Origin of the sequence: Brevundimonas sp. GW460-12-10-14-LB2, assembly GCF_001636925.1 — a bacterium.
Lineage (GTDB): Bacteria > Pseudomonadota > Alphaproteobacteria > Caulobacterales > Caulobacteraceae > Brevundimonas > Brevundimonas vesicularis.
In genome coordinates this window covers 201,073-227,423 of record NZ_CP015511.1, presented here as the reverse complement: position 1 = coordinate 227,423, position 26,351 = coordinate 201,073, and the positions used below count along the sequence as shown (strand labels likewise).

Below are 26,351 nucleotides of genomic sequence, written 5' to 3'. Positions count from 1 at the left end.
CCGTGATCCAAGCGAGCATCGTCATCAGGATGGGCGCGACTTTCTTCTGATCCATCGCCATCCATCCCCCAATGGATAGGCCGGGGCATTTGCGGAACCGCCGGCCTGAAACTCCCCGCTAGAGCGAGCCGCAAGGCTCAACTCTCACGCTATGCGGCGCAGCCTACGCGCGCAACCCTTAACAATCGGAGACTGACCATGGCCTCGAAAGAGCCTGCCTGGCTGGCGTTCGCCCGCCAGCAAATCGGCGTGCGTGAAATCGTTGGACCCAAACACAGCCCGATCATCATGGGCTGGATCCAGAAGCTCGGCGCCAAGGTGCTGGGCATCAAGGTCGTCGACGACGAGACTGCCTGGTGCGGCACCTTCGTCGCCATGTGCATGATGATCGCCGGGCTGGCGTCGCCGGCGATCGCCGTGCGGGCCTCGGCCTGGGGGACTTGGGGGCGTGAGCTGATCGGGCCTCGCCTCGGCTGCGTTCTGGTCTTCACGCGCACGGGCGGCGGGCACGTCGGCTTCTACATCGGCGAGGACGCGACCCACTTCCACGTCCTGGGCGGCAATCAGGGCAATGCCGTCTCTATCACCCGCATCGCCAAGGATCGGCTGGCCAAGGGCGGCATGCGCTGGCCGGCCGGCGTCGTGCTGCCGACGGTTCAAGTGATCCGTCTCAACGCCGCCGGCGTGCCCGTGACGGTGAATGAAGCATGACCCGCACCCTCACGCCGCTGGGGTGGTTGATCGCCGGCCTCGCCCTGCTGATGGCCATCGCGCTGATCGCCTGGGGTTGGAACAATCTCTGGGCGTGGCTGCCGTGGTCGGCCGAGGCACGTCTGGATCGGGCGGAGGCGCGGGTCGATCGCGCAGAGAGCGACGCGTCGGCGCGCGGTCTGGAAGCCCAGGGCAACGCCGAGCAGGTCCGACGCACGGAAGCCTATGGCGACATCCGCGTGCGCGTCGAAGCCGCCACCGCCGAATCCATCACTCAAGCCCGGAGCGCCCCTGATGCGACCGATCTTCTCGCGGCCGATCGCGCCGCTCGCCTTCGCGATCATGACCGCCGCCTGTGCGACATCGCCTCGGCCGGTTGCCCCGCCGCGCCTAGCGCTCCCTGATGCGGCGACCCGACCCTGCGCGCTGGCTGTGCTGCCGGATCATCCAACCGCCGCAGATCTCGACGCGACCTATATGCAGCGCGGCGCCCAGGTGGTCAGCTGCGACGCGGCCCGCGCCCTTGCCGTCGAAACGCTGATCGCGGAGAGGCGGCTGGTCGATGAGTGGTTGAAACTAAAGGATCAGCGACGTCAGCGCTGGTTGTCTCGCGTCTTACCGTGAAGGGCGGGGCGTCGGTAGGGTCGGCACCAGCCCCCCTTCCCTCTTGCCCTGAAGACCTTGAGGGCGGCACGCCGCCGCTGGCCTTCAATCGCGGTGCTTCACCTTCCGACTATAGGCTCGGGTAGCAGTGCGCGGCCGATCGGGGATGGCAGAGATTTTGCGGTCTTGACCGCACAATGCGATTGCCCAAAAGCAAACAGGCGAGCCTCATAGAGGCTCGCCTGTTAAACCAGTTGGTGGCCGGCGTCTGTGGGTTGCCAGCCTTCTAATGGTTAGATTCGCATTTCGACCCCTGGGCACGGATGGACAGGGCCCGCGCACGGGCCGTTGGGTCCGGTCTCAATGACCTCCTCTCGCTCGAGATGCAAGAAAATTATTTTTAATCTGCGAGCCATTCGCAACGAATACGAAGTGTTTCCAACCGGTTCGTATGAGCGAGCGCGCAAAATAAGGGTACTCGTAGTTGAAATACGGGTGTTCATGACCCTACTCTGCCTCATCCAAAGGGGCGCGCGTTGAAAAAGATATTTGTGGCCTACCCAGCGAGGCCAACGGACATTGGCGAGACTATCGAGCGCGCGAAGGATCTGTCTGCTTCCAGTACCGACCTAGAGATCACCACGTGGGCACGAGATGATCTGGGGGGGCAGCAACTCATCCAGCCAATCGTCAAAGCCATCCAGGAAGCCGACGTTGTTGCGGCTGATGTGACGGCGCTGAATTTCAACGTCACTTACGAACTTGGCTACGCCATCGGACTCGGGAAGCGCGTCCTGCCGCTCCAGTTCCAAGCCTACCCAGCCGAAGACGCGGACATTCTTGCGATCGGCCTCTACGACACATTGTTGCGTCAAAGCTATGCCGACGCCGATGGTGCGCTTAACCATATGGCTAGAGCCGAAACCGGCCAGCGCATCGCCACCAACTACCCGGCCGACCCATCGCCGCTGTTTATAGTTCTGCCGCAAATCAAGACAGACGATATCACGAGTTTGGTGTCGCGCTCGCGGCGAGCAGGACTGATCCCGCGAACGTTTGACCCTGGCGAGCAGCCGAGGCTTTCAGCGTCGCAAGCTGTGAAGTCAGTAGCTGTGTCCACCGGGATCGTGATCCCACTTTTGGACCCGGCACGCAGTCAATCCTCGGTGCATAACCTGCGTTGTGCTTTCGTTGCAGGTGTTAGCCATGCTTTGGGCCGTCCAACACTTCTGCTCAAAAAAGGCGATTGGGCGACCCCTCTCGACATTCGTGACGAGGTTGAGACCTACCACAACGACGAGCAGCTCCAGGCGCTTTTCACGCGCTTTGCCGAACGCGTCCACGAAGCCAAATACGCCATGCCGACCTCTGCGGCTGGCAATCGCAGTGATCTGTCAGAGATTTATTTAGGCGATCCTGCAGCTGAAAATGAGGAAGCGTCTCTACAGTCCTACTTCTTAGAGCGCGGTGAATTTCGGCAAGTGCTCGAAGGGCGCACCAACGTCGTGGTGGGTCGGAAGGGTGCCGGTAAAACGGCTGTATATGTCCGGGCGAGAGACCAACTTCGCGACAATAGGGCAAAGGTGATTGTCGATCTCAGTCCTGAGGCGCATCAGCTTAAACAACTCAAGGACGTGGTGCTTCAGGCTCTCGCCGCCGGAAGCAAGGAATTCTTGCTGTCAGCATTCTGGGAATATGTGCTCCTTCTGGAAGTCTGCGCCAAGATTCTCGAAAAAGATCAGGACATACACAAGCGAAACCACAAACTATTTGAACCGTATCAGAGGCTGCTCGCTGTGTTTCGAGCGGACCCGGTTACTGAAGGGGCCAGCTTCTCGGATCGACTTCTGAAACTGATCGACCGGATTGCCGAGCGACACAGATCAACTTTCGGCTCAAAATCGTCAGTCGACCTATCGCGCGATCAGCTGACTAATATTCTCTACGAGACGACACTTCCGGATCTGCGATCGGCAATCGAACTGTATGCGTTAGAGAAGGACGGCATCCACGTGCTGTTCGACAATCTCGATAAGGGCTGGAACGCGGAGGGTCTTGAAGAGACTGACATCATCATGATCCGCACCCTGCTTGATGCTGGCAGGAAAATGGAAAATGACTTCAGGCGCTCGGGTACTGATTTTCACTGCACTATTTTCCTACGAAACGACATTTTCGAGATGTTGCTTTCGAAGATGGCAGATCGCGGCAAGTTGACCCGAGTTCTCGTTGATTGGCAGCATGCAGACCTGCTTAAGCAAATGATCCGCCGTAGGCTTGCCTTCGCATTCGGAACGCCTACGGCATCTCTCGAAAGCATGTGGAATCGCATATGCATTCCGATCATAGAGAGCACGGGCGAAAGCAGCCTCGACTATATGGTCAACCGCTCTCTCATGCGACCTCGCTATCTTCTTCGACTCCTTAACTACTGCCTCGCCAACGCTGTAAACTTTGAGCGAAGCCGTATCGAATGGAGCGATATCGAGCTGGGGGAATCTGCTTATTCGACCGATGTCATCACGGAGGTGGACTTAGAAATCCGCGACGTCCTCACTGACTCTCACGACGTGCTCTACGCTTTTATTGGCGAGCCAAAGGAAATGCGACAAAGCCATCTGCTGTCGCTCCTCACCAAAACAATCAAAGCAGAGCAGGATCGAATGAACATCCTGCTGATGCTTCTCTGGCACGGGGTCGTCGGTTTTCGACGAGGCCGCGACGAGCTGAAGTACATTTTCGACGTGAACTACGACTTGAAAAGGCTTCAGGCGTCCATGAGCAAGTTCGGGGAAGATGACCCTATGCTTCAGGTCAATCCGGCGTTTTGGACCGGATTAGAGTTATGTGATGCTGAGTAGCTAATATGCGGCTCATCGAGATCGGTTGGGTCCGCGTCTCGATGTGTCAGGTCTGGTTCGCCGGCGGCCATCGCCATAACTCCGTCAGCTGACCCCCGCTACCATGATGCCCCCTGATCACGATCTGTGGTCGGCGGCTGCCGCATCGCTTGCAGACCATCTTCGTGCGCATATCCCGCAGGGGCGTGAACCGCTGCGCCTGAGGCAGCTTCGCCCACGCCGGGATGACGCTGCTGCCGCACTGGCAGACCAGGGCGCACTGATCGCCGCGTCGGATGTCGTCAGGCGTCGTGTCGTCGCGATAGAAGTTCAGCAAGGCGTCACAGCTCCGGATCGTCGCTGATCGTCGCCTTCACGCGCGCCTCGGGCGGATCGTGCATCGGCCAGAAGACGCCTTTCGGCTCGCCGGGCGGCGTGAACAGGAAGACCATCCGGCCGGGGCATCCATAGCGCCGGCAGCGCGCCCAGCGGTTCCAGAGCTTCACCTGTGGCCCCGACAGTCGAATGACGACCGACAGCTCCACCCAGCAATCCAGATGACATCGCGGGCACCGCGTCGAGATCGTCCAGTGATCGCGGCGCAGCTGCGACACCGTCATGTGAGGGGCGATGCTGAGGTGATGGCCGAGGCCTCGGTTCTCCGGCTTCTTGTAGCCCACGGCTCATCGGCGCGAGAGGCGCGCCGCGAGCCTATGGGTTTCGTCCGCCGTCATCTTGGCGCATTGGCCCATGCCCAGCGCCAAAGCGGCGCTGACCAGGCGGTCGTTCTCTTCCTTCGTAACATAGGCGACGTTCGATCCCGGCCCCGGCGTCGCCGGCAGGCTGAGATGCGGCGGCGGATTGCGCACGACACGCGCGGCCAGCTCGGCCTCCAATCGCATCAACTCCGACAGCGGCATCGGTCGTGACGAACCCGGTTTGTCGATCGGCATGCCCTTCCTCCTCCTTCATTTCGCCCCCGTCCGGGGCGGGATCGGCGCGCGCCAACGCGTCGATCTGCGGGCCTTACCCCGCACGACCAGGACCGATCGGCCGTCCGGCTGATCGCCGCCCCCGCTCACGCGAGCCGGGGACTCCTACTCGTGCAAAAGGCGACTCCGCAAATGAATTGTTCTCGAAATGTTCTCAGCGTTGACCAGCGCCCCGTCGCGCCCTGCGAGCCGCCAACGGCATGGCTGGGCGGCAAGCGGCATCTGGCCCGTCGGATCTGCGGCGTGCTGGCCGCCACGCCCCACGACGCCTACTGCGAGCCGTTCATCGGCATGGGCGGCGTCTTCCTGCGCCGGCGGGTCCGCCCCGCCGTGGAGGTCATCAACGACCTGAGCGGCGACGTCGTGACCCTGTTCCGCGTCGCCCAGCGCTTCCCCGACGCCCTGATCCGCGAACTGGCTTGGCGGCCGGCGGCGCGGGCCGAGTTCGAGCGGATCCGCGAGACGCCCGACGGGGATCTGCTGGACATCGAGCGGGCGGCCCGCTTCCTCTACCTCCAGACGCTGGGCTTTGGCGGCAAGGTCGCCGGGCGGTCGTATGGCGTCAGTCCGACCAGCCCCCACAACTTCGACCTGACGAAGATCGAGCCGCGCCTGCGCCAGCTGCACGATCGCATGGCTGGGGTCGTGATCGAGAACCTGGACTGGCTGGCCTTCATCACGCGCTACGATCGCGCCGGTAGCCTGTTCTATCTAGACCCGCCCTATTGGGGCGGCGAGGGCGACTACGGCGCCGGGATGTTCTCGCGCGACGATTTCCAGCGGATGGCCGACAAGCTGCGGTCGATCGAGGGGCGCTTCCTGCTGTCGATCAACGACCGGCCGGAGATTCGCGAGATGTTCGCCTGGGCCGATATTGAGGCCGTGAAGACGGTCTATTCGATCCAGGGCGGCAATGCGCCAGGCGCGGCCGAGCTGCTGATCGCCAAAGGTGTGGAGCTTGCCCCAGCCGCCCCGCAGGCGATGCTCATCTGAGCGCAAGAGCGTGAACTAGGCGCCCTCCCCGGCCCGATTTAGGTTTGACACGTGCCGCTGTCGTCCAGAGGCTGCGCGCTTTCCGAGACAAGGGTTTGACAGCCTAAGTCGTTGGTATGGCTTGGAAGCCTACGCCCTCCGGGCCTACCACATCCTGTCGGTGTCAGGACCACTTAGAAGTGGCTCAAAACCACCTAAGAGTGGCTTAGCGGTCGGTTTCATCCTCCCACTGACCAGCTGATTGTCCGAATGAAACTCCTCTCGGACATTCCGACGGCCTCCCTCAAAGAGGCAGTCTTGCGGCGGGAGTCCTTCCTCACAAGGAGAGGCTGAGCCCACAAAGCGGCAGCCCCGATTTCGCCCTCAAAAGCCCCAGGCTTAGAATGAGATGTCATCGTCATCACTGAAGGTATGCGTCGGCATAGGAGGCACCGGCGCTGCGGCTGCTGACGTGACCCCCTGAAACTCCTCCAGGAATAGCTAGAGTCCGCCCAACGAAGGACGGACAGAATGAAGCGATCGAGGTTCACGGAAGAGCAGATCATCGGGATCCTGCGGGAGCAGGAGGCCGGTGTGACGACGGCGGAGGTGTGCCGGCGGCACGGGGTCAGTTCGGCGACCTTTTACAAATGGAAGGCCAAGTTCGGCGGGCTCGATGTGTCGGAGGCTCGGCGGCTGAAGGCGCTCGAGGATGAGAATGCCCGGCTGAAGCGGATGCTGGCGGACGCGATGCTGGACAACGTGGCGCTGAAGGAGCTGCTGGGAAAAAAGTGGTGACGCCCGCCGGCTATCGCGAGGCGGCTGGCCATCTGCAGGCCGCCTACGAGATGAGCGAACGGCGGGCGTGCCGTGTGCTGGGTGTTGATCGGACGAGCGTGCGCTATCAGGCGACGCGCCCGAACGACGGCGCCCTGCGCGACCGGCTGAAGGCCCTGGCCCAGGAGCGTCGCCGGTTCGGCTATCGCCGCCTGCACGTGCTGCTGCGGCGCGAGGGCCATGCGGTCAACAGGAAACGGGTCCAGCGGATCTATCGCGACGAGCAACTGACGGTGCGCCGGCGGGGCGGCCGGAAGCGAGCGATGGGCACGCGGCGACCGCTGGACCTGCCGCTGGCGCCCAACCAGCGCTGGTCGCTGGACTTCGTCGCAGACCAGCTGACGGACGGGCGGCGCTTCCGCATCCTGACGGTGATCGATAACTGTACGCGCGAGTGCCTGGCGCTGGTGGCCGACACCTCGCTGTCGGGCGCGCGGGTCGTGCGGGAGTTGGACGCCGTCATCCGGCAGCGAGGGCGGCCCGACACCATCGTCAGCGACAACGGCACGGAGTACACCTCGAACGCGGTCCTGGCCTGGGCCGACGACACCGGCGTCGGCTGGCACTACATCGCGCCGGGCAAGCCCCAGCAGAACGGCTTCAACGAAAGCTTCAACGGGCGGCTGCGTGACGAGCTGCTGAACGAGACGCTGTTCCGCTCGCTGCCGCACGCTCGCGCCGTGCTGGAGGCGTGGCGACGCGATTACAACGAGCAGCGTCCGCACTCGAAGCTCGGGTGGCTGACGCCGCAGGCTTATGCAGAAGCGCTCACCGGACACATCGGCCGGCCTGCTGCGCTGGTTGATGGCTGCGCAGACCGGCCTCTTGCCAACCCAGCCGATCACAGCTCAGATCACCAAAGGACTCTCGTTATGGCTGGATGAGAAACGGGGGTCACGTCAGGGACCACACTTTTCGTGTCCCGACCAACACTGAGAAAGAGGGGGATGGGCGGGACGTGGCGATGGCCTTCGCCTCGCAGCTAGATGGTCGCCTTGCACCAGATCGTTTCGATCGAAACTGTACCTACGAGCATCCGATGAATTGGGCACTTGTCGGCGATCTCCAGCAACCGGATCCTCTGTTCCTCCGGTAGCCCAGTCGGCAGAGTGATTGTTCGGGTGAACTGATCCGACGGTGTCGCCCCCAAGTCCCGGGTCAACAAGACCTCGACGGACATGGCGCCCAAGGTCCAGCCTTTCCGGTTGGCGTACAGGCGCAGGGTCTGGGCCGTACAGGAGGCGAGCGCCGCCTGCACCAGCTCGTGAGGGGTCGGACCGAGATCCAGCCCGCCCAGGGCGACGGGTTCGTCGACCACGAAGCGGGCGGGGCCCGCGGTGATCGTCAGTTGTAGGCCGCCGAGACCGGCGTCGGTCGCGATCGAGGGCCGGGAAGCTGCGTCGGTCATGGGAATCCTTCGGCGAAGTTTGGAAAACAGGGACGCCGTCGCCTGCCTTGGCGACGGCGACTACATGAGCATGTTCGACGGCGTCGGATGATCAGGCGTCCGCCAGGACCGCGAGCGCGGCGTCGCGCTCCTCGATCAACTCCTGCACCGAAGCGGCCAGACCGGCGCGCGTGAAGGCGTCGAGCTCCAGACCCGTGACGGGCGCATAGACGCCGTCGCGGCAGGTCGTCGGCACACCGCAGACCAGCCCTTCGGGAATGTCGTACTGGCCGATCGAGGCGACGCCCATCGAAACCCAACGGCCGTTCGAGCCCTGCACCCAGTCGCGCATATGGTTGATGGCGGCGTTGGCGGCCGAGGCCGCCGAGGAGGCGCCGCGGGCTTCCAGCACGGCCGTGCCGCGACGGGCCACCTCAGGGATGAGGGTGTCGCGATACCAGGTCTCGTCGTTGATGAGCCCGGCCAGAGACTGGCCCTCCACGGTCGCATGGCTCCAGTCGGCGAACATGGTCGGGGAGTGATTGCCCCAGACCGCGAGCTTCTCCACGGCATCGACGGGGACGCCCGCGCGGCGCGCGAACTGGGCGGCGGCGCGGTTGTGGTCGAGGCGGATCATCGAGGTGATGGCGCCGGGCGGCAGATCCGGCGCGGACTGGATCGCCACCCAGGCATTGGTGTTCGCCGGATTGCCAACCACCAGAACCTTGACGGAGCGTTTGGCGACCGCGTTCAGGGCCGCGCCCTGGGTCTTGAAGATGGCGGCGTTGGCCGCCAGCAGGTCGCGGCGCTCCATGCCCTTGGCGCGGGGGCGCGACCCGACCAGAAAGGCGGCGTCGATGTCGTCGAAGGCGATAATGGGGTCGTCGGTGGTCTGGATGGAGGTTAGTAGCGGAAAGGCGCAATCGTCCAGCTCCATGACCACGCCCTGGAGCGCCGCCTGAGCCTGAGGCAGGTCGAGGAGGCGAAGATCGATCGGGGTGTCGGGCCCGAACACATCGCCCTGGGCCAGGCGGAACAGCAGGGCGTAGGCGATCTGGCCGGCGGCGCCGGAGACGGCGACCTTGACGGGGGCGTTGGGCATCGGAGCCTCAGGATTGCGGGGTTTGAGAAAGGGCTTGGTCGATCGAGGCGGAGACGGCTTCGAGGGTCAGGGCGGTGTCCAGACGTCGGCCCTGGACGAAGAGCGTCGGCGTTCCATTCACCCCGGCGTCGCGGGCACGGGCGACACGGCGCTCCAGGGCCGCGATGGCCTCGGGATCGGTGATGCAGGATTGAAGCCGCGCCTCGCTGATGCCGAACCGCGCCGCGATCCTCAGGAGGGCGTCGCGCGGGCCGCCGCCGTTCGCCCATTCGGACTGGCCGTGCATCAGGGCGTCGATGACCTCGAAATAGCGATCTTCGCCTGCGCACCGCGCCAGCAGAACGCCGGCGGCGGAGAGGTTGGCGGGGCCGGTGATGAATTCGCGATAGATCAGCCGGACCCGCCCGGCGTCGATGTAGCGCCGCCGGAGTTCGGGCAGCACCTCGATGGCGAAGCGGGCGCAGGGGCCGCAGGTGGTCGAGGCGTATTCGATCAGGGTCACGGGCGCGTCAGCCTGGCCCAGCACCATGTCGTCGGCTTCGGCCGCGCGCGGCGCACAGGCGGTGATCAAGGCGCCGACGCCGCCCGCCATGAGGACGCGGCGTGACGGCGTGAAAAGGTCATGAGGCATTGGTGATTCCAGAAAGGACGGAGTGGAGGCGGATCAGCGTGCGCAAGGGATGTCGCGCTTGGCCGCCTCGGCGAGGCAGGGGGCGACGAACAGGTCTCCGCGCCAGGCGCCGCGCACCGTACGGGCGCCGACGATCAGCCACAGCACCAGCAGTGCGGCGACCAGGGCCATGCCGAACAGGTTGAAGGCCGGGATGGGGAGCAGGGTTCCCAGCTTCAGCGTCGCGACAGAGAAGACGCCGAGTGGGAAGGTGTAGCCCCACCAGCCCAGATTGAACGGCAGGCCCTGACGCAAGTAGCGCAGGGTGATCAGCACGGCCATCGCGGCCCACCACAGGCCGTAGGCCCACAGCAGCAGGCCGCCGATCAGGCCGATCCCGCGCGCGGCGTCGCCGTACTGGCCCAGACCGGCGGCGGTGAAGATGGCGGGCGCGGCCTGGCCGAGCACCAGCATGCCGAGCGCGCCCGTGCCGATCGGGCCCAGCGACAGCCAGCTGGAGGCCGCCATACCGGCGTGCGGCAGTTTGTGGATCGCCATGCGGAGCACGAGGATGACCAGGATGCTCATCGCCAGCGGCACGGACAGGGCCCACAGGCCATAGCTGACTACCAGCACCGACAGGGCGGCGTTCGGGTCCGCGAGGTGCGGCGCGATCAGGCCGCCGGTGACGGCCGCGACCTCGGCCGCCACGACCGGCAGCAGCCAGACGGCCGTCATCTGGTCGATGGCGTGCTCCTGGCGGGTGAACATCATGAAGGGGATGCCGATGCCGCAGGCGACGGCAAGGGCCACGTCGATCCACCACAGGGCTTCGGCGACCGGCACGACGCCTTCGCCCCAGCGCGCCAGGCCGAAGGCCATCAGGCCGTTGATGATGGTCGCCAGCCCCATCGGGATGCAGCCGAAGAACATCGACACGACCGAATGGCCGAAGATTCGTCGCGCGCCGTCGAAGAAGAAGATCCAGCGCGCCGCGTAGAGAACGGTGAACAGGGCGAACAGGCCGATGTTGAAAACCCACAGGGCTTCGGCGACGATTTTTACGCCGGGTATGGGGACCGGAAGCTGGTTCAGCGCCAGGGCGAGGATGCCGGTTCCCATGGTGGCGGCGAACCAGTTCGGCGTGAACTGCCGCACGATCTCCCTGGGCGATTGCAGACTCGCCAACGGGCGAAGGCCGAAGGCGACGTCGCGAACGTGAATGTCATGAGCCATGAGAGGTTATCCAGACGAGCGGTCAGCCCGCGGTGAAGCGATAGACGGCGCCGAGCACGACGGCGGTGACCAGAAGGCAGGCGGGCAGGGTCAGCATCTGCAACGCGGCTTCGCGGCCGCTGATCCAGCCCGTGTCGATGATCACGCGACCGGCGAGGCAATCGTTCAAGGAGCGGATGCGCTCGCCCGGCGCAGGCGTATCGGCCAGCAGGCTCATCCCGGTGAGAAGGCCGAAGAACATCAGGCCGAGAACGGTGATGAAGCCCAGGGCGAGCATCGCCTCGCCGTGACCGAACACCAGCCAGAACGCGGCCACCATGGCGGCGTAGAGACCCGCGACCGCCTTGACCATTGCGGGGTGAACGCCGGTAAGGCCGACGCCAGGCTGGACCCGGTGCAAGGTCTCGCCGGATTGGGTCGCGGCGATGGGAGAAGGCGGAATGAAAGGCGTCTGCGGTTTTACATTCTCAGGACCGATGGCCTGGCGCCTGGCGACGGACCTGCGGCCTTGGCGCATGGCCGGAGCGGCGAGAAGGGTGGTCATGGCGGCTCTCCTTTCGGAGTGGAGGCCAGTCTTCGGCGCGCTCCTCGACATCCGGGATGCGCCTCTTGGATCATCAGCTCCAACGGATGTTTTAGATAGGTTTGTTCGCTTTGATCGAATGAACGCCCTAGGGGGTGATCAGCGCGGCTGCCCACGCAAAGGCGGCCTGCAGGCCAAGACGATGCTCGGGGGCGGTGTTGATGAACGTCGGGCTCGGGTGTGGCGCGAGACACAGCTCCACTTCAGGCCGCAGGCGGGTCAGCGTCGGAGCCGCCATCGCGGCGACGCGGCCGCACAATACCGCGGCCCTGAGGCGATGAAGCGGGGTGACCAGTCCCTCTAGCGTGGCCAGGCCGGAGGCGATCTCCTGTCTTGTCAGCGGTCGCGCGGACCCCGAGCGAAGCCAGGGGACCGTGTTCCAAAGGACGATGCGGCGGCGGTCGAGCCCCGCTGCTTCCATCGCGCGCTTCAGGTTGCGCGCGGTGCCCGTGGGATTGTCGATGGAGACGAGGCGATCCGCTTGCGGTCCCGGGGCCGGTGTCTCCAGAAGCACAAGGATTTCCGCCTCGTCTCCACCGTCGAGGGGGTCGAACTTCGGCGTACCTTGTTGAGCGCCCACGCCCCTATCCAGAGCTCTCAGGAATCCGTTCAGTCCCTCGAGATGCGTGTGAGGCGGCGCGCGGTCATTCACCAGTGAAGGCCAGACACCGCCTTGACGAGCCGACGCGCTCAATGGCGTGACGCCGTCAGGGACGCCAGGAACACCTCGCCCGCCTTTGAGCGATAGCGCTGCTTGTGCCGCAGGAGCCAGAACGGGCGGTCGGGCAAGGTCAGGGGCAGGGCGGCGAGGATGCCGGCGCGCAGGCGCGCGGCGACGACATTGCGCGACACGACCGTCGCTCCCGCACCGGCCTCGACGGCGGCGGCGACCGCCTCATTCCCGGGCAAGGTCATGGCCACGTCCAGAGCGTCGATGGCCAGCCCGCGCTGATTGAGGGCCGTCTCAAAAGCCGACCGGGTGCCGGAGCCGGGCTCGCGCAACACCCAGGTCATTTGCTTCAGGTCCGGCGGCCCGGCGCCGTCCTGGGCGGCGGGGTGGTCGGCCGCGACGACCAGCACCAGTTCGTCGTGATCCAGAACCGAACGGCTCAACGCCGGCTCGTTCAGTTCGCCCTCGACCAGACCCAGTTCAGCGCAGCCCTCCAGGACAGCGTCGGCCACCTCGCGCGTATTGCCGATCGAGACCTCGATGCGGATGCCGGGATGAGCCTGATGAAACCGGGTCAGTCGGGCGGGAAGCCACCAGCCGGCGATGGTCTGGCTGGCGTGGATCGACAGTCGTCCGCGTTTCAGGCCGCCCAGGTCGTCGAGCGCGTCCTGCGCCGCCTCGACACGGGCGAGGATCGCCTTGGCCTCGACGAGGAAGGTTGCGCCCGCCTCGTTCAGGACGATGTTGCGGCCAACGCGGTCGAACAGGGCGACGCCGTGGCGGCCCTCCAGCGTCGTCACCGCCGAGCTGACCGCCGACTGGGTCAGGTTCAGGGCCTCGGCGGCGCGGGTTACGTGCTGGCGCTCGGCGACGGCGACGAAGATGCGGAGCTGGTCCAGGGTCATGGGACAATCCTAACCCACGAAGCGGCGACTTCGACAGGGAACGTTCGGCGACGGCGAACGTTCCGAGCGGAACATCGCGTTGGTCGTCCGGGACGATCGCCTGCAGGATCGGATCATGACCCACGCCCCACCCTCCCGATGGATCAGAACCGGCGTCCTGGCGCTTGGCTCGGCGATTGCCGGTGCCGCAGTTATGGCCTTCGCACAGATGCCCGGCTCGGACTTCGATGCGGCGATGGCCGAGGCGATGGAGCGGATGCACCGCGACATGGCGGTAGAATCCACCGGCGACCCAGACGTGGACTTCGCCGCCATGATGATCCCGCATCATCAGGGCGCCATCGACATGGCGCGCGTCGAGCTTCTGTACGGGCAGGACGAGACCATGAAGCGTCTGGCCCAGGGGATCATCATTGAACAGACCCAGGAAATCGCCCTGATGCGCGACTACCTGACCCGCCATTCTGATGCGCCGACGCCGACCGGCGGCGCGACCTCGACCCATCACGGACACGGATCATGACCCTGACAGCCCGCGCCATCGCCGCCCTTGTTCTCAGCCTGTCCGCCGGACACGCCTTGGCCGATCAGGTTCCGGGCGCGGCGGCGGCGCCCGCCATCCCGATCAGCAGCCAGGATCGGTTCTATTCGGCCGACCAGTTCTCCAACACCGTCTCGGTGGTCGATCCCTCGACCAACGGCCTGCTGGGGGTGATTTCCCTCGGCGAGCCGACTCCGGCCAACCTCAGCCCGCTCTACAAGGGCCAGTTGCTGGTCCACGGCATCGGCGCGGCGCCGGACGGCAAGACGATCGCCGTGGTCTCGATCGGGTCCAACTCGGTCAGCTTCATCGACACGGCCAGCAACACCGTCAAACATACCACCTATGTCGGGCGCTCTCCGCACGAGGCCTTCTTCACGCCGGACGGCCGCGAGGTCTGGGTCACGGTGCGGGGCGAGGCCTATGTTTCGGTGCTGGACGCCGCGACCTATCAGGAGACCGCCCGGGTCGAGACGCCCAACGGGCCGGGCATGACCATCTTCTCGCCGGACGGCCGCTACGCCTACATCTGCTCCAGCTTCAGTCCCGAGACGGTGGTAGTCGAGACCGCGACCCGTCAGATCGTCGGTCGGGTGGCCCAGGCCAGTCCGTTCTGCCCAGACATCGCCGCCACGCCCGATGGAAGCCAGGTCTGGATGACGCTGAAGGACGTGGGCAAGACCATGGTTTTCAACGCCCGTCCGCCGTTCGCTGTCCTACAGACGCTCGACACCGGCCCCTTGACCAACCACGTCAACATCGTGCGCAACGCGGCGGGCCAGTTCGCCTATGTGACCGTCGGGACCGAGAACCGGGTCAAGGTCTATCGCACCGACACCTTCACGCTCGTGACGGAGATCGAGGTGGGGTCGCTGCCGCACGGTCTGTGGCCCTCCGGCGACGGCTCGCGGATTTACGTCGGGCTGGAGAATGGCGACGGCGTGGCGGTCATCGACACCCTGGCCAACCGCGTGATCGCCACCGTGCCGATCGGTCAGGGACCGCAAGGGGTCACCTATGTGCCGCGTGCGGTCACCCAGGGTGACGGCAGGGCCAACCTCACGCCCCTGGGCGCAGCTCGCGCCTCGCATCAACTCGTTCTGACGGGCGAGGGCGACACCCGGTCCCAGGCGACCTTGTTCGAGCAGGGGCAGGTCCAGATGCTGCAGATCGCCGCCGCAGGCCTCCAACCCGGCAAGCCCTATGTCCTCGCCTTCGCCAATGCGGCGGACGGATCGGGGACGCTCGAGCCTCTGACGAAGTTCATGACCAATCCGGCTGGGTCTGCGGTCGTCAACGCCGTGGGCCCGATCCGTCAGGTGGTCGCCGCCGACGCCGGCGCACCCCGCCGTTGGCTGGTCATCGCCTCGGGCACGCCCGAGGCGATCGGCGCGGTCGTCCAGAGACAGTCGGAATAGGACCGGCCGCCATGCGGATCGACAAGTTCGTCCATAGCTGCCTGCGCCTGACGATCGGTGCAGATCGACTGCTCTTCGATTCGGGCAAGTTTTCGTTCGTCGACGGACGGGTCGATCCTGCTGTCTTTTCGGATGTCTCGACGATCGTCCTGACGCACGGCCATCCCGACCACATCGACCCTGACGCTCTGGCCAGGATCGTGCAGGCGAGTGGCGCGACACTCGTCGGCAACGGCGAGGTCGCCGACAAGCTCGGCGAGAAGGGGCTGTCGGTCACGGTGTTCGAGGAGGGCGAACGGACCTTCGGCGCGTTCCGGCTGCAGGCTCAGCCGGTCGCGCATGAGCCCATCCTGTCGGACGAGAGCCCGCAACTGACAGCCTTCCTCGTCAACGACGTTTTCCTCAACCCGGGCGACAGTTTCGACAGCCGTCTGGATCGGTTCGCGGGCGTGGAGGTGCTGGCCCTTCCGGTGATGGCGCCTTACCTGACCGAGCTCACTGTCCATGCGTTCGCCAAACGGATGAAGCCAAAATCGGTCGTCCCGGTCCATGACGGCTACGCTCGCGACTATTTCCTCAGGCAGCGTTACGACGTCTACGAGCCCTATCTGGACAAGGCCGGGATCAAACTGCACCGGCCGATGGCGCCCGGAGACGGGTTCGACGTCTCTGACCATGACTGACGCAGTCTGCACCTCCACCGGTTTCGCGCGATTGCGATCGCGATAAAATGGCGGCGGCTCGGCGTGGTAACTCAGGTGAATGTCGCCTTTGCGCGGTGACTGTCATGTCCGCTCATGGCGCTAACGCGCCCTACCCTCGTGCAGCTGTGCAGTAGACGACTGAGGCGCCGTTAGGTGGTCAGCTATGTGGTGGCTGGAAAAATCACACGCTTTTTCAGGCAGCGTTTGAGCCAGTCTTAAGTGGTCCCGACAGTCGGGACCACCCGAAAACGGCTCAAGACCGCTTCACGGCAGTATCGCGGAAAACACACTCACCAGCGGAAGGTGAAACGACCCAGAGCAGCGCCCAAAACCGCGACGAGGCCGACGCCCAAGGTGTACCAGACCGCCACAAAGGCGGCCGTGTGCTCGGGGCAATGCAGGCCGTAGACGGTCGCGGCCAGTCCTGCGGTCAGAAGACCGGCGGCGGCGCCGGCGAAAGCGGGTTTCACAGGGGCGAATCGTCTTGCGGCGAAGAAGATGAACGGCGCCGCCAGAGCGCCCAGCGACAGGATGTTCGTCGGACAGACCCTGGCGGAGCGCCCCATGACCATGTCCATCCGCGCGTCAGGCGCAGCGCCCAGCAACTCCACGACAGCCCATCCGGCAGCGACGGCCAAAATGGCGGCTAGCAGGATTGCGGGACGGCGCGGCGAAGCGCCCGGTCGCCCCAGTCGATCCAGGAGCCAGAAGCCGGCGGCGCACAAGGCGGCCGTATAGGCCGCCTTGGCCCAGAAGGTCGGCCCGGCGACGGCCGACATCAGATCTGGTCGCAATCCCAGCCACCAAACGACACCGGAAAGGGCGACGCCCGCCGCCGGCAGCATGAACAGCAGGACACGACGGTCCACGTCGCTTTGAGACGTGGGCGGCAAGTCCAGCGCCAGGCTGGTGATCAGGTCGTCAGTCTTCATCGTTGGACCCTGCTGCTCCAGCCGCGAAGCGCGCGGTCAGAGCCTTGAAGCTGCGATGGATGCTGACCTTGGCGGCGGCGACGGAATAGCCGTGACGCTCGGCCGCCTCGGCCACGCTCAGCCCGGTGACTTTCACATCATGGATCAGGGCGCGCTGTCGCGCCGGCAGGATCGACAGGGCGCGGGTCAAATCGCGTCGCATGACCCCGTCCTCAACCGTGTGCTCGGCCAGCAGCACGCTTGCGTCATCCAGCGGCTCGGTGAGGCGTCGGCCTTGGCGGCGCAGGTGATCGATCAGCTTGTGGCGGGCGATCGTGAAGGCCCAGGCCGTGAACGATTGGTTGCGATCCCATGTGGCGCGCTTGGCGTGAATGGCGATCAGGGTCTCTTGCACGAGGTCCTCCGCGTCGCTTTCTCCGTTGAAAAGACGGCGTTTGAAAAAAGGCCGCAGGTGCGCGGCCAGGTCCGACAGCAGCACGCGCCAAGCCTGCGCGTCACCATCCAGGCCATTGAGCATCAAGGCTTTGAGTTGTGATTCCCGGTCAAGCACGTGCGACTGCGACCTACGCTGCGGAGACCGCGACGGTTACATGGCGTCTCGCAAAATGATGCACGAAAAATAGTTGGCTCGAAAATGTAACGCGCGGCGGGTCGTCGGCGAAAGGCGGATTCAGCGGCCACGAACGGCCGTGCTTTTTGAGAAGGACCTCTTGCATGACCCGCACCAAGATCGCCGCCGCAACCCTTGTCGCCCTGACGGCCGGCACCGGCATGGCCCACGCCCAATCGACCAGGAACGCCGAGACCAAACCGGCCGCTATGGAGAAATGCTACGGCATCGCTCTGGCCGGCAAGAACGACTGCGCCGCCGGCCCTGGCACGACCTGCGCCGGCACTTCGGTGCGCGACTATCAGGGCAACGCCTGGAAGCACACGCCCGCCGGCACCTGCACCAGCATCCGCACCCCGCGCGGCAACGGCTCGCTGACGCCCGTCTCGCGCTGATCGGAGCTGGACCGATGAACCATGGATCGACCGCCACGACGCCTGTCCCCACCGTGGGACTGGGCCTCAAGGCCCGCCATTACGACGAGGCGCTGGCGTCTCCGGCGGCCGGTCTGTGGTTCGAGGTCCATCCTGAGAACTATATGGTCGATGGCGGCCCTCGCTTGAAATGGCTGGAGGCCATCCGTCGAGAAAAGCCTCTGTCCCTGCACGGTGTCGGCTTGTCGCTCGCCGGCGACGAGGCGCCGGACCCGGAGCATCTGGCGCGGCTCAAGACGCTCGCTGACCGGTTCGAGCCGTTTCTGATGTCCGAGCACTTGGCCTGGTCGCGGGGCGGCGGCGTCTATCATCCTGATCTGCTCCCGTTTCCGCGCACCCGACAGATGTTGAAGCGGGTCAGCGACAACGTCGCGCGAGCGCAGGACGTGCTGGGCCGACGCCTGCTGATCGAGAACCCGTCCCTGTACCTCGACCTGAAAGGCCATGAGATGGGGGAAGTGGATTTCCTGGTCGAACTGGCCGCCGCGACAGGCTGTGGCCTGCTGCTCGATCTGAACAATGTGCACATCAGCGCCAACAATCTCGGCGCCGACCCGCGGGACTATCTGGCGGCCGTTCCGGCCGATCTCATCGGCGAGATCCATCTGGCCGGCTTTGCGCCCGATCCCGTCCACGCAGAGACGCTGTTGATCGATACCCACGACGCGCCGGTCAGCGACGCCGTCTGGACCCTCTATGCCGAGATCCTCGCCCGGATCGGGCCGCGTCCCACGCTGATCGAGCGCGACAACAACATTCCCGACTTCGCCGAGTTGATCGCCGAACGCGATCAAGCCGTCGCCATCATGGAGGCCTGCCATGTCCAGTGCGCCGCCTGACGATCTGATGCGGACATTTCATGCGTGCTTCTCCCTGGCGTTGCAGGGGCAGGGCTCCGTGCTCACACCGTGGCTGGCGGATCCAAATGCGCCCGGACTGGCGGTTTATCGAAACACGGTGGCCAAGGGGCGGGCCGACGCCCTGGCGGGTCTCTATCCGACCGTCGAACGGCTGGTCGGTCTGGACTGGTTTCGCGACGCCGCTCTGATCTACGCCGACAGCGCGCCTCCCTCATCCCCGGTTCTCGATGCCTATGGCGAGGGCTTCCCGGAGTGGCTGGCGACGTTTCCGCCCGCGTTTGAATTTCAGTTTCTGCCGCCTGTCGCCCGTCTTGATCGCGCATGGAGCCGCGCGCACCGCGCCGCTGACGCACCGACCCTGCTCCCTGGGACGGTCGCCACCCTTTCGCACGCTGCTCTCAACGCCGGCTACGCGGTCCTGCATCCGTCTGCGCAAGTCTTTTGGTTCGACTGGACCGCGCCATCGATCTGGCTGGCCAATCGCCTGGCTACGCCTCCGGACGACATGGTGTGGGACCAGTCCCCCGAGGGCGTGTTGATCGTGCGTCCGGAAATGGAGGTCCAGACCCATCGGTTGAACCGGCCCCAGTTCGCCTTCCTCGACGCCTGCCGGCACGGCCACACCGTCGGAGCGGCGGCTCTCGCCGCCCTCGCTGCCGATCCCGCAGCCAATCTGTCCGAGCTGTTCAGAGATCTGCTTCTGAGCGGCGCCTTCACCCGTATCGAAACCGGAGCGCCACAATGACCGAACTGACCGCCGTATCGTCGCCGCGCCCCTCCTTGGCGGTCCTCCCACGCCTGGCCCAGGCTGCGATCCCCCTGCCGGTGCTCAGCCTGATCGCGCGTGTATCGATCGCGGCGGTCTTTTTCCTCTCCGGCCGGACAAAGGTGGAGGGCCTGCTGACCGTCACCGACAGCACCTATGCTCTGTTCGCCGAGGAATACCGACTGCCTTTGATCCCCAGCGATATCGCCGCCCACCTGGCGACCTATTCAGAACATCTGTTCCCGATCCTGCTGGTGCTCGGCCTCGGCGCCCGTTTCGCCGCGCTCGCGCTTCTTGGCATGACCATAGTGATCGAGGTTTTCGTCTATCCCCTCGGTTGGCCGACCCACCTGCTCTGGGCGACGGTGCTGCTCTACATCATCAGGTTCGGCGCCGGGCCGATTGGTTTCGATCACTGGCTGGGCCGGCGAAGCTGATCCGAAGAATTGCTCAGGTCTGCATTTTTCACCCTGATCTACTGCTTGACCTCAAACTTCATCGTCCATCCTGGGGCGGCTGGGTCGTCATGCCCTGCCGCCAGGATGAGGTCAGCACTGACAGCGGATGTCCTTCTGTCGTTGGATACTCCAGAGGGTTGGCTGCCTATCAACATTGAGCCTACGCTGCGTGCTGATCAGGCAAGGGCGCTAGGCGAGTGACGTTTCAACAGGGACTGGCCTTTGGCCTTGTCGGGCTGACAATCGGCGCCTTCATCTGGGGTCGGTTTCGTTACGACCTGGTCGCGGTCGTCGCGTTGGTTGCAGGATTGGCGATCGGCATCATCCCCGCCGAGGCTGCATTTGACGGTTTCAAAAACGACGTCACCGTCATCATCGCCTGCGCGCTGATCGTTTCGGCCGCCTTCGCCCGATCGGGGGTCATTGAACTCGCGATGCGGCGGGTGATGCCGCTGCTAAAGACTGAGCGTTCTCAAGTCCCGGTTCTGACCGGCGCTGTGACGTTGCTTTCCATGGCGACGAAGAATGTCGGAGCCCTGGCGATCATGATGCCGGTGGCGCTTCAGCTGGCGCGCCAGACGAAGTCGTCTCCGTCCCGGCTCCTGATGCCAATGGCTTTCGGCGCCATGGCGGGCGGCATGGTCACCCTGGTCGGGACCGCTCCGAACATCATCGTCGCCGAAGTGCGCCAAGCCATCGTTGGCGAACCCTTCGCCATGTTCGACTACGCACCAGTGGGCTTAGCGCTCACGCTGATCGCCTTGGCGTTTTTGGCGTTCGGCTATCGCCTGTTGCCCCGCGATCGACAGGGCGCAACGTCCATGAGCGCGGCCTTGGCCGCCAACGCCTATGCCACGGAAGTCAGGGCGCCTGAAGGCTGGGCTCCGGGGTCTATGACCGTGTCCGCTCTTGCCGCCCTCGGCGACGACGAGGTCAAGATCATGGCGCTCATCCGTTCAGGGAAACGGCGGCTGAGCCCCAGAGGCAATGTCGTCGTCAAAGCGGGTGACGCGCTGCTGATCGAGGGCGAGCAGCAGGCGCTGGAGGGCTTCGTCAGTCGGGCTCAGATGAATCTCATCCGCGATGATCGCCCGGTTCCCATAGCGACCGCATCCGAGGAGATTGCGATCGTAGAGGCGGTCATCGGCCGAAACTCCCCGCTTCAAGGGCAGTCTGTTCGAAGCTCGGATCTGTACGGCCAGCACGGGATCAATCTGTTGGGCGTGTCGCGAAGCGGCTTTCAACTCACCCAGCATCTGCGGACGGCAAAACTGGCGCCCGGCGATATCATCCTGCTTCAAGGCGCCGAACAGGCGCTGCCGGTCGCGCTGAGGGCGCTGGATTTACTCCCCCTGGCGGAGCGTCAGGTTCAACTCGGGAGCGTGCGCAGGCGCTTCATGCCGGCTGTTGTTCTTGCGTGCGCCATGACGCTCGTCGGCCTTGGCCTGGTTCCAGTCGCCGTCGCCTTCTTCGGCGCCGCCGTCGTGATCGTCGCATTAGGCGGCTTGAAGATGCGTGAGGCCTATGCCGCGCTCGATGGACCCCTCCTCGTTCTGATCGCGGCCCTCATTCCCGTCTCAGACGCGATCCAATCCACGGGAGGGTCCGACCTGATCGCAGGACTGCTTCGCCACGTGTTCACAGGCTTGCCGGGCGTCGTCGCCATTACCGGCGTCATGCTCGCCTCAATGGCGGTTACGCCCTTCCTGAACAATGCGGCGACCGTTCTGATCGTCGCCCCGATCGGAGCGACGCTGGCCAAGCAGCTTGGCTACAATCCAGACCCGTTCCTGATGGCGGTCGCGGTCGGCGCCGCGTGCGACTTCCTGACGCCCATCGGTCACCAGTGCAACACGCTGGTTATGGGACCTGGCGGCTATAAGTTTTCTGATTATCCCAGGCTGGGCGCGCCTTTGAGCGCGCTCGTTCTGGTCACGGGGCCCTCGCTCATCTTGCTGTTTTGGCCTCTTTGATTGGCTCGAGGTCAGAAGATAGCGTTGGAACAGACAGGTCAGGATCACCGTTTCCGGCTGGTCGCCGGCTCGACATCCCGAGCCGCTTATGAGGGCCTGACAGCCTGATAATGCGGCTTCAAAGAGGCCTGAGAGTCGCGAGGCTGCATCAAAACTGCGAGGCGTTCGACAGCTTCAGCCATCGCCAGTCGTTCGCTGTGTGGAAGTTCAGCCAAGGCGGCGAGAAAGCCGTCGCCGAGCAGGCCCGGGGACGTCTGCAATGCCTGCCGCCCCGCGTCGGTCAAACGCACATGGACGACGCGGCGATCCACGGTGGAGCGATAGCGGGCGGCCATGCCCTTGGCTTCGAGCTTGTCCAGCACGGCGACGACGGTCGGCGCCGACATGGAAACGTCCCGCGATATCGCGCTGGTGCTGACTTCACCCAATGCGCGGATGGATTGCAGCACGAGGAGCTGCGGCAGCGTCAGCCCGGTCAGACGTGAAATTTCTCGAGACCGAACATCGATCGCCTGGGCGATGCGTCGGACTGACCGGACAAGGGATGCGGTGGCGTCAACCGCCGCGTCAGGGCTTGGCTCATGGGAAATATCGGCCATTCAGGTTGAACTCTTTCGTGCCCTAACCATTTGTACCCGCTGCTTCCACAATTCAAGGAGGACCCATGTGCGGTCTTAGCGGCGAGATCAATTTCGACGGACGACCGGCCGATGCCGGCGCCGTTCAACGCATGACCGATGCGCTCTCGCCCCGTGGACCGGATGGCTCCGGCATTGTTATGCGCGGCTCGGTGGGGCTGGGTCACCGCCGTTTGAAGATCATCGACCTGAGTGAGAAAGCTCAGCAGCCGATGGTGGACCCTGACCTGGGCGTGACCCTGGCGTTCAACGGCTGCATCTACAACTATCCCGAACTGCGCGAAGAGCTGCAGGGGATGGGGTTCCGCTTCTTCTCGCACGGCGACACCGAGGTCATCATCAAGGCCTGGAAGGCGTGGGGCGAAGCCTGCGTCGAGCGATTCAAGGGCATGTTCGCCTTCGTGCTTCATGAGCGCGACACCGGCCGCACCGTGATCGCTCGCGACCGTTTCGGCATCAAGCCGCTGTATCTGGCCGAACAGGGCCAGCGTCTGCGGTTCGCCTCGACCCTGCCGGCCCTCCTGGCGGCGGGCGACGTGGACAAGACCATCGATCCCGTCGGCCTGCACCACTACATGACCTTCCATGCGGTCGTGCCGCCGCCGCACACGATCCTGAAGGGCGTCAAGAAGTTCCCGCCCGCCACCATCCGCGTGATCGAGGCGGATGGGAGGGCCAAGGACCGCCTCTACTGGCAGCCCGATATGACCCGCCATGCTGAGGACGCGGCCCTGACGGCCGAGGATTGGCGCGATCGGGTCCTGGAAAGTCTGCGCGCAGCGGTGAAGCGCCGCATGGTCGCCGACGTGCCGGTAGGCGTGTTGTTGTCGGGGGGAGTGGATTCCAGCCTGATCGTCGGTCTGCTGGCCGAACTGGGTCAGAAGGACCTGATGACCTTCTCGGTCGGTTTCGAGGAGGCTAATGGCGAGAAGGGCGACGAGTTCGTCTATTCCGACCTGATCGCCAAACATTACGGGACCAAGCATCACCAGATCTTCGTGCCGCACCAGCGGCTGATGGAAGCCCTGCCGGGCACCATCGGCGCCATGTCAGAGCCGATGGTCTCTTACGACAACGTCGGCTTCTACCTGCTGAGCCAGGAAGTCTCGAAACATATCAAGGTGGTGCAGTCCGGCCAGGGCGCCGACGAGGTGTTCGCCGGTTATCACTGGTATCCGCCGATGCTGGGCGCGACCGATCCGGTCGAAACCTATGCCAAGGCCTTCTTCGACCGCAGCCATGCCACGCTGAAGACCCAGCTGAACGGCGCCTATATGGCCGACACCGACGTCAGCCGCGCCTTGGTCGAGGCTCATTTCGCGCAAGGCCGCGCAGCGACGCCGGTCGACCAAGCCCTGCGTCTGGACAGCCAGGTGATGCTGGTCGATGACCCGGTGAAGCGGGTCGACAACATGACCATGGCCTGGGGTCTGGAGGCGCGCGTGCCCTTCCTGGATCACGAACTGGTCGAACTGGCGGGCCGCATCCCGCCCGAGCACAAGCTGGCGCAAGGCGGCAAGGGCGTGCTGAAAGAAGCGGCGCGTCTGGTGATCCCCTCCGAGGTCATTGATCGCAAGAAGGGCTATTTCCCCGTGCCCGCGCTGAAATACATCCAGGGTCCGTATCTGGAGATGGTGCGCGAGGCCCTGACCAATCAGGCGGCGCGCGATCGCGGCCTGTTCGACCGGGGCTATCTGGACACCCTGTTCGCCAATCCCACCGAGCACATCACACCCCTTCGCGGCTCCGAACTCTGGCAGGTCGCAGTGCTGGAAATGTGGATGCAGCAGCATGGCGTCTGATATCCGCCCCGAGCGATCAAAGGCGCATCGGCTGAAACGTCTGCGGCACGAGGGCCTGAAGCCCCCGGTTCAGTCCGGGGAGGGACCGACCCCCGATGCCGTGCTGGATTGCGGCTGGGGCCGACTGCTGTTCGCCCAAACCTTCGAGACGGCCGAGCCGTTGGTCGAGGCCCTGCGCGCCGAAGGGCCGGACCGGCGCGACATCGCCTTCTATGTTCGCAATCCGCACGTCCTGCTCGCCTCGGCGCCGCAGGAGTTGTTCCTGGATCCGTCGCACACCTATCGGCTGGATCTGGCGACCTATCGCACCAGCCGACGTCAGCCCCGAGGCTTCACCGTGCGCCGTCTGACGTCGGAAACGGATGCGCAGGCGGTCAACGACATCTACGCCAAGCGCAAGATGGTGCCGGTCCCGCCCGACTTCTTCTGGTCGCATCGGGACGACCGGACCCTGACCTATTTCGTGGCCGAGGATACGGTGACGGGGGCTGTGATCGGCACCGTGACGGGCGTCAACCACGCCCGCGCCTTTCAGGATCCGGAATGCGGCTCTTCGCTGTGGTGCCTGGCGGTCGATCCCCAGGCGACCCAGCCGGGCGTTGGCGAGGCCCTGGTTCGGCGTCTGGCGGAACATTTCAAGACCCAAGGCCTGGCGCACATGGACCTGTCGGTCATGCACGACAATGATCAAGCCATCGCCCTGTACGAAAAGCTGGGTTTCCGTCGCGTCTCCTTTTTTGGGGTCAAACGCAAGAACCCGATCAACGAGGCCCTGTTCGTCGGCCCGACCGACGATCATGACCTGAATCCCTATGCCCGCATCATCGTGGACGAGGCGCGTCGGCGCGGCATCCATACCGAGATCATCGACGGCGAGGGCGGGCTGTTTCGCCTGAACTGGGGCGGCCGCTCGGTCCGATGTCGCGAAAGTCTGTCGGAGTTGACCTCGGCCGTCGCGCTCAGCATCTGCGACGACAAGCGGATGACGCGACGCATCGTCGAGGCCGCCGGCGTGCGCGTTCCCGAGAGGATCGATCCCGAAAACCCGTCGGCCATCGATGCGGCGCTGACCAAGTTCGGCGCCCTGGTCGTCAAACCGGCGCGTGGCGAGCAGGGGCAAGGCGTCGCGGTGGGCCTGACGACGATGAGCGAGGTCCAGACGGCCCTGGTCCGGGCGCGCTGCATCTGTTCCGAGGTTCTGGTCGAGGAACAGGTCCAGGGCGAGGACCTCCGGCTGGTAGTGATCGACTACAAGGTCGTCGCCTGCGCCCTGCGTCGTCCGCCGCGCGTCGTTGGTGACGGGCGCTCGACCTTGCGCACCCTTATCGAACACCAAAGCCGTCGTCGCGCCGCCGCCACCGGCGGGGAATCGACCATCCCCATCGACGCCGAGACCGAGCGTACCCTTGCCGAGGCCGGCTATCGTCTCGACGACGTGGCGGCGGAAGGGACCGGGATTTTGGTGCGCAAAGCGGCCAATCTGCACCTGGGCGGCACCATCCATGATGTGACGGATGAGGTGCATCCCGCGCTGATCCGCGCCGCCGTCGCCGCCGCCCGCGCCATCGATATCCCGGTCACCGGCATCGATCTGATGGTGAAGTCGCCGCGCGAACCCGACTACGCCTTCATCGAAGCCAATGAGCGCCCGGGCCTGGCCAACCACGAACCCCAACCGACTGCCGAGCGTTTCGTAGATCTGCTCTTTCCACTGTCCGCCCCGGCCGCTGCACGGACATTTCCGCGATCCGAAGCCTGAAGGAGGCC

Annotated in this window: 27 protein-coding genes; 15 read left to right on the top strand and 12 right to left on the bottom strand. The window is 64.8% G+C overall.

The annotated features are described in order from the left end of the window. Positions 1–198: 198 nt before the first annotated feature. From A4249_RS01195 to A4249_RS01180, 3 genes are all read left to right on the top strand, one after another. Entirely contained in the window at positions 199–711 is a 513-nt protein-coding gene (locus tag A4249_RS01195; RefSeq protein ID WP_066550150.1) for a TIGR02594 family protein, read from the top strand. Continuing rightward, a complete protein-coding gene (locus A4249_RS01190) occupies positions 708–1,115 on the top strand; it encodes a hypothetical protein (protein ID WP_066550147.1) in 408 nt (135 codons plus the stop codon). Before A4249_RS01195 ends, A4249_RS01190 begins: the two co-directional genes overlap by 4 nt. A 735-nt stretch (positions 1,116–1,850) precedes the next feature. Further along, positions 1,851–4,175, top strand: coding sequence for a P-loop ATPase, Sll1717 family (locus A4249_RS01180; protein WP_156494577.1), 2,325 nt, complete (start codon positions 1,851–1,853; stop codon positions 4,173–4,175). Positions 4,176–4,495: 320 nt separating this feature from the next. On the opposite strand, the gene A4249_RS01170 is transcribed toward A4249_RS01180, so the two are convergent. Together A4249_RS01170 and A4249_RS01165 are read right to left on the bottom strand one after the other, a co-directional pair. Further along, a complete protein-coding gene (locus A4249_RS01170) occupies positions 4,496–4,834 on the bottom strand; it encodes a hypothetical protein (RefSeq protein ID WP_066550132.1) in 339 nt (112 codons plus the stop codon). Between the two features lie 3 nt (positions 4,835–4,837). Next, positions 4,838–5,107: a hypothetical protein gene (locus tag A4249_RS01165; protein WP_066550131.1), complete on the bottom strand. Its 270-nt coding sequence runs from the start codon at positions 5,105–5,107 to the stop codon at positions 4,838–4,840. Positions 5,108–5,278: 171 nt separating this feature from the next. On the opposite strand from A4249_RS01165, the gene A4249_RS01160 reads away from it, so the two are divergent. Together A4249_RS01160 and A4249_RS01150 are read left to right on the top strand one after the other, a co-directional pair. Further along, positions 5,279–6,139, top strand: coding sequence for a DNA adenine methylase (locus A4249_RS01160; protein WP_066550130.1), 861 nt, complete (start codon positions 5,279–5,281; stop codon positions 6,137–6,139). A 510-nt stretch (positions 6,140–6,649) separates the two neighbouring features. Beyond that, a protein-coding gene (locus tag A4249_RS01150; protein ID WP_156494575.1) for an IS3 family transposase occupies positions 6,650–7,839 on the top strand; the annotation gives its coding sequence in 2 pieces (ribosomal slippage) (positions 6,650–6,908 and positions 6,908–7,839; 1,191 coding nt in all). 98 nt (positions 7,840–7,937) lie between these two features. Here the strand turns inward: A4249_RS01150 and A4249_RS01145 are convergent. The 7 genes from A4249_RS01145 to A4249_RS01115 form a co-directional block, all read right to left on the bottom strand. Continuing rightward, positions 7,938–8,363 (bottom strand): OsmC family protein, encoded by a 426-nt coding sequence (locus tag A4249_RS01145; protein WP_055808285.1) that lies wholly within the window; start codon positions 8,361–8,363, stop codon positions 7,938–7,940. 91 nt (positions 8,364–8,454) lie between these two features. Continuing rightward, positions 8,455–9,444 (bottom strand): malate dehydrogenase, encoded by a 990-nt coding sequence (locus tag A4249_RS01140; RefSeq protein ID WP_066550122.1) that lies wholly within the window; start codon positions 9,442–9,444, stop codon positions 8,455–8,457. Positions 9,445–9,451: 7 nt separating this feature from the next. Continuing rightward, positions 9,452–10,075, bottom strand: coding sequence for a DsbA family protein (locus A4249_RS01135; RefSeq protein WP_066550121.1), 624 nt, complete (start codon positions 10,073–10,075; stop codon positions 9,452–9,454). Positions 10,076–10,108: 33 nt separating this feature from the next. Continuing rightward, entirely contained in the window at positions 10,109–11,290 is a 1,182-nt protein-coding gene (locus A4249_RS01130) for a TDT family transporter (protein ID WP_055808292.1), read from the bottom strand. A gap of 22 nt (positions 11,291–11,312) precedes the next feature. Next, positions 11,313–11,834, bottom strand: coding sequence for a hypothetical protein (locus A4249_RS01125; RefSeq protein WP_066550120.1), 522 nt, complete (start codon positions 11,832–11,834; stop codon positions 11,313–11,315). A 127-nt stretch (positions 11,835–11,961) separates the two neighbouring features. Then, positions 11,962–12,453, bottom strand: a complete 492-nt coding sequence (locus tag A4249_RS01120; RefSeq protein WP_162237593.1) for a uracil-DNA glycosylase — start codon at positions 12,451–12,453, stop codon at positions 11,962–11,964. Between the two features lie 110 nt (positions 12,454–12,563). Then, positions 12,564–13,448, bottom strand: a complete 885-nt coding sequence (locus A4249_RS01115) for a LysR substrate-binding domain-containing protein (RefSeq protein WP_055808299.1) — start codon at positions 13,446–13,448, stop codon at positions 12,564–12,566. 115 nt (positions 13,449–13,563) lie between these two features. On the opposite strand from A4249_RS01115, the gene copM reads away from it, so the two are divergent. From copM to A4249_RS01100, 3 genes are read left to right on the top strand one after another with little or no spacing between them, the layout of a single operon-like run. Then, positions 13,564–13,971 (top strand): CopM family metallochaperone, encoded by a 408-nt coding sequence (gene copM / locus A4249_RS01110; protein ID WP_066554618.1) that lies wholly within the window; start codon positions 13,564–13,566, stop codon positions 13,969–13,971. After that, a complete protein-coding gene (locus A4249_RS01105; RefSeq protein WP_055808301.1) occupies positions 13,968–15,407 on the top strand; it encodes a YncE family protein in 1,440 nt (479 codons plus the stop codon). Before copM ends, A4249_RS01105 begins: the two co-directional genes overlap by 4 nt. Positions 15,408–15,418: 11 nt before the next feature. Beyond that, positions 15,419–16,090 carry an MBL fold metallo-hydrolase gene (locus A4249_RS01100; protein ID WP_066550114.1) on the top strand — a complete coding sequence of 224 codons (672 nt, stop codon included), beginning with the start codon at positions 15,419–15,421 and terminating at the stop codon, positions 16,088–16,090. A 311-nt stretch (positions 16,091–16,401) separates the two neighbouring features. On the opposite strand, the gene A4249_RS01095 is transcribed toward A4249_RS01100, so the two are convergent. Both A4249_RS01095 and A4249_RS01090 read right to left on the bottom strand, forming a co-directional pair. Then, positions 16,402–17,043 (bottom strand): NrsF family protein, encoded by a 642-nt coding sequence (locus A4249_RS01095; RefSeq protein WP_066550112.1) that lies wholly within the window; start codon positions 17,041–17,043, stop codon positions 16,402–16,404. After that, positions 17,033–17,560: a sigma-70 family RNA polymerase sigma factor gene (locus A4249_RS01090; RefSeq protein WP_153922620.1), complete on the bottom strand. Its 528-nt coding sequence runs from the start codon at positions 17,558–17,560 to the stop codon at positions 17,033–17,035. The genes A4249_RS01095 and A4249_RS01090 overlap by 11 nt, the downstream gene beginning before the upstream one ends. A gap of 197 nt (positions 17,561–17,757) precedes the next feature. On the opposite strand from A4249_RS01090, the gene A4249_RS01085 reads away from it, so the two are divergent. The 5 genes from A4249_RS01085 to A4249_RS01065 all read left to right on the top strand — a co-directional run bounded on the left by A4249_RS01085 (position 17,758) and on the right by A4249_RS01065 (position 22,144). After that, positions 17,758–18,048: a BufA1 family periplasmic bufferin-type metallophore gene (locus A4249_RS01085; protein WP_066550102.1), complete on the top strand. Its 291-nt coding sequence runs from the start codon at positions 17,758–17,760 to the stop codon at positions 18,046–18,048. 14 nt (positions 18,049–18,062) lie between these two features. Next, the gene (gene bufB, locus A4249_RS01080; protein ID WP_066550099.1) at positions 18,063–18,926 is read left to right on the top strand and encodes an MNIO family bufferin maturase; all 864 of its coding nucleotides are present in this window, start codon (positions 18,063–18,065) and stop codon (positions 18,924–18,926) included. Continuing rightward, complete coding sequence (locus A4249_RS01075; RefSeq protein ID WP_066550096.1) at positions 18,907–19,692, top strand: HvfC/BufC N-terminal domain-containing protein; 786 nt, start codon at positions 18,907–18,909, stop codon at positions 19,690–19,692. Before bufB ends, A4249_RS01075 begins: the two co-directional genes overlap by 20 nt. Further along, positions 19,689–20,150, top strand: a complete 462-nt coding sequence (locus tag A4249_RS01070) for a DoxX family protein (protein ID WP_066550093.1) — start codon at positions 19,689–19,691, stop codon at positions 20,148–20,150. The genes A4249_RS01075 and A4249_RS01070 overlap by 4 nt, the downstream gene beginning before the upstream one ends. A 218-nt stretch (positions 20,151–20,368) precedes the next feature. After that, the gene (locus tag A4249_RS01065; protein ID WP_066550090.1) at positions 20,369–22,144 is read left to right on the top strand and encodes an SLC13 family permease; all 1,776 of its coding nucleotides are present in this window, start codon (positions 20,369–20,371) and stop codon (positions 22,142–22,144) included. Between the two features lie 86 nt (positions 22,145–22,230). On the opposite strand, the gene A4249_RS01060 is transcribed toward A4249_RS01065, so the two are convergent. Beyond that, complete coding sequence (locus A4249_RS01060) at positions 22,231–22,743, bottom strand: MarR family winged helix-turn-helix transcriptional regulator (RefSeq protein WP_055805891.1); 513 nt, start codon at positions 22,741–22,743, stop codon at positions 22,231–22,233. A gap of 65 nt (positions 22,744–22,808) precedes the next feature. On the opposite strand from A4249_RS01060, the gene A4249_RS01055 reads away from it, so the two are divergent. Together A4249_RS01055 and ngg are read left to right on the top strand one after the other, a co-directional pair. Beyond that, entirely contained in the window at positions 22,809–24,584 is a 1,776-nt protein-coding gene (locus tag A4249_RS01055) for an N-acetylglutaminylglutamine amidotransferase (protein WP_066550089.1), read from the top strand. Beyond that, entirely contained in the window at positions 24,574–26,343 is a 1,770-nt protein-coding gene (ngg, locus tag A4249_RS01050; protein WP_066550088.1) for an N-acetylglutaminylglutamine synthetase, read from the top strand. Before A4249_RS01055 ends, ngg begins: the two co-directional genes overlap by 11 nt. The last annotated feature ends 8 nt before the right edge of the window (positions 26,344–26,351 follow it).

Excerpts from the sequence above, each read along its gene's own strand:
- A4249_RS01135 (WP_066550121.1), bottom strand. The coding sequence starts at position 10,075 with ATGCCTCATGACCTTTTCACGCCGTCACGCCGCGTCCTCATGGCGGGC.
- A4249_RS01085 (WP_066550102.1), top strand. The coding sequence starts at position 17,758 with ATGACCCGCACCAAGATCGCCGCCGCAACCCTTGTCGCCCTGACGGCC.
- A4249_RS01140 (WP_066550122.1), bottom strand. The coding sequence starts at position 9,444 with ATGCCCAACGCCCCCGTCAAGGTCGCCGTCTCCGGCGCCGCCGGCCAG.
- A4249_RS01095 (WP_066550112.1), bottom strand. The coding sequence starts at position 17,043 with ATGAAGACTGACGACCTGATCACCAGCCTGGCGCTGGACTTGCCGCCC.
- bufB (WP_066550099.1), top strand. The coding sequence starts at position 18,063 with ATGAACCATGGATCGACCGCCACGACGCCTGTCCCCACCGTGGGACTG.
- A4249_RS01165 (WP_066550131.1), bottom strand. The coding sequence starts at position 5,107 with ATGCCGATCGACAAACCGGGTTCGTCACGACCGATGCCGCTGTCGGAG.
- A4249_RS01060 (WP_055805891.1), bottom strand. The coding sequence starts at position 22,743 with ATGGCCGATATTTCCCATGAGCCAAGCCCTGACGCGGCGGTTGACGCC.
- A4249_RS01130 (WP_055808292.1), bottom strand. The coding sequence starts at position 11,290 with ATGGCTCATGACATTCACGTTCGCGACGTCGCCTTCGGCCTTCGCCCG.
- A4249_RS01190 (WP_066550147.1), top strand. The coding sequence starts at position 708 with ATGACCCGCACCCTCACGCCGCTGGGGTGGTTGATCGCCGGCCTCGCC.
- A4249_RS01160 (WP_066550130.1), top strand. The coding sequence starts at position 5,279 with ATGAATTGTTCTCGAAATGTTCTCAGCGTTGACCAGCGCCCCGTCGCG.
- A4249_RS01075 (WP_066550096.1), top strand. The coding sequence starts at position 18,907 with ATGTCCAGTGCGCCGCCTGACGATCTGATGCGGACATTTCATGCGTGC.
- A4249_RS01125 (WP_066550120.1), bottom strand. The coding sequence starts at position 11,834 with ATGACCACCCTTCTCGCCGCTCCGGCCATGCGCCAAGGCCGCAGGTCC.
- A4249_RS01090 (WP_153922620.1), bottom strand. The coding sequence starts at position 17,560 with ATGCTCAATGGCCTGGATGGTGACGCGCAGGCTTGGCGCGTGCTGCTG.
- A4249_RS01115 (WP_055808299.1), bottom strand. The coding sequence starts at position 13,448 with ATGACCCTGGACCAGCTCCGCATCTTCGTCGCCGTCGCCGAGCGCCAG.
- A4249_RS01195 (WP_066550150.1), top strand. The coding sequence starts at position 199 with ATGGCCTCGAAAGAGCCTGCCTGGCTGGCGTTCGCCCGCCAGCAAATC.
- A4249_RS01100 (WP_066550114.1), top strand. The coding sequence starts at position 15,419 with ATGCGGATCGACAAGTTCGTCCATAGCTGCCTGCGCCTGACGATCGGT.
- A4249_RS01070 (WP_066550093.1), top strand. The coding sequence starts at position 19,689 with ATGACCGAACTGACCGCCGTATCGTCGCCGCGCCCCTCCTTGGCGGTC.
- copM (WP_066554618.1), top strand. The coding sequence starts at position 13,564 with ATGACCCACGCCCCACCCTCCCGATGGATCAGAACCGGCGTCCTGGCG.
- ngg (WP_066550088.1), top strand. The coding sequence starts at position 24,574 with ATGGCGTCTGATATCCGCCCCGAGCGATCAAAGGCGCATCGGCTGAAA.
- A4249_RS01055 (WP_066550089.1), top strand. The coding sequence starts at position 22,809 with ATGTGCGGTCTTAGCGGCGAGATCAATTTCGACGGACGACCGGCCGAT.
- A4249_RS01145 (WP_055808285.1), bottom strand. The coding sequence starts at position 8,363 with ATGACCGACGCAGCTTCCCGGCCCTCGATCGCGACCGACGCCGGTCTC.
- A4249_RS01105 (WP_055808301.1), top strand. The coding sequence starts at position 13,968 with ATGACCCTGACAGCCCGCGCCATCGCCGCCCTTGTTCTCAGCCTGTCC.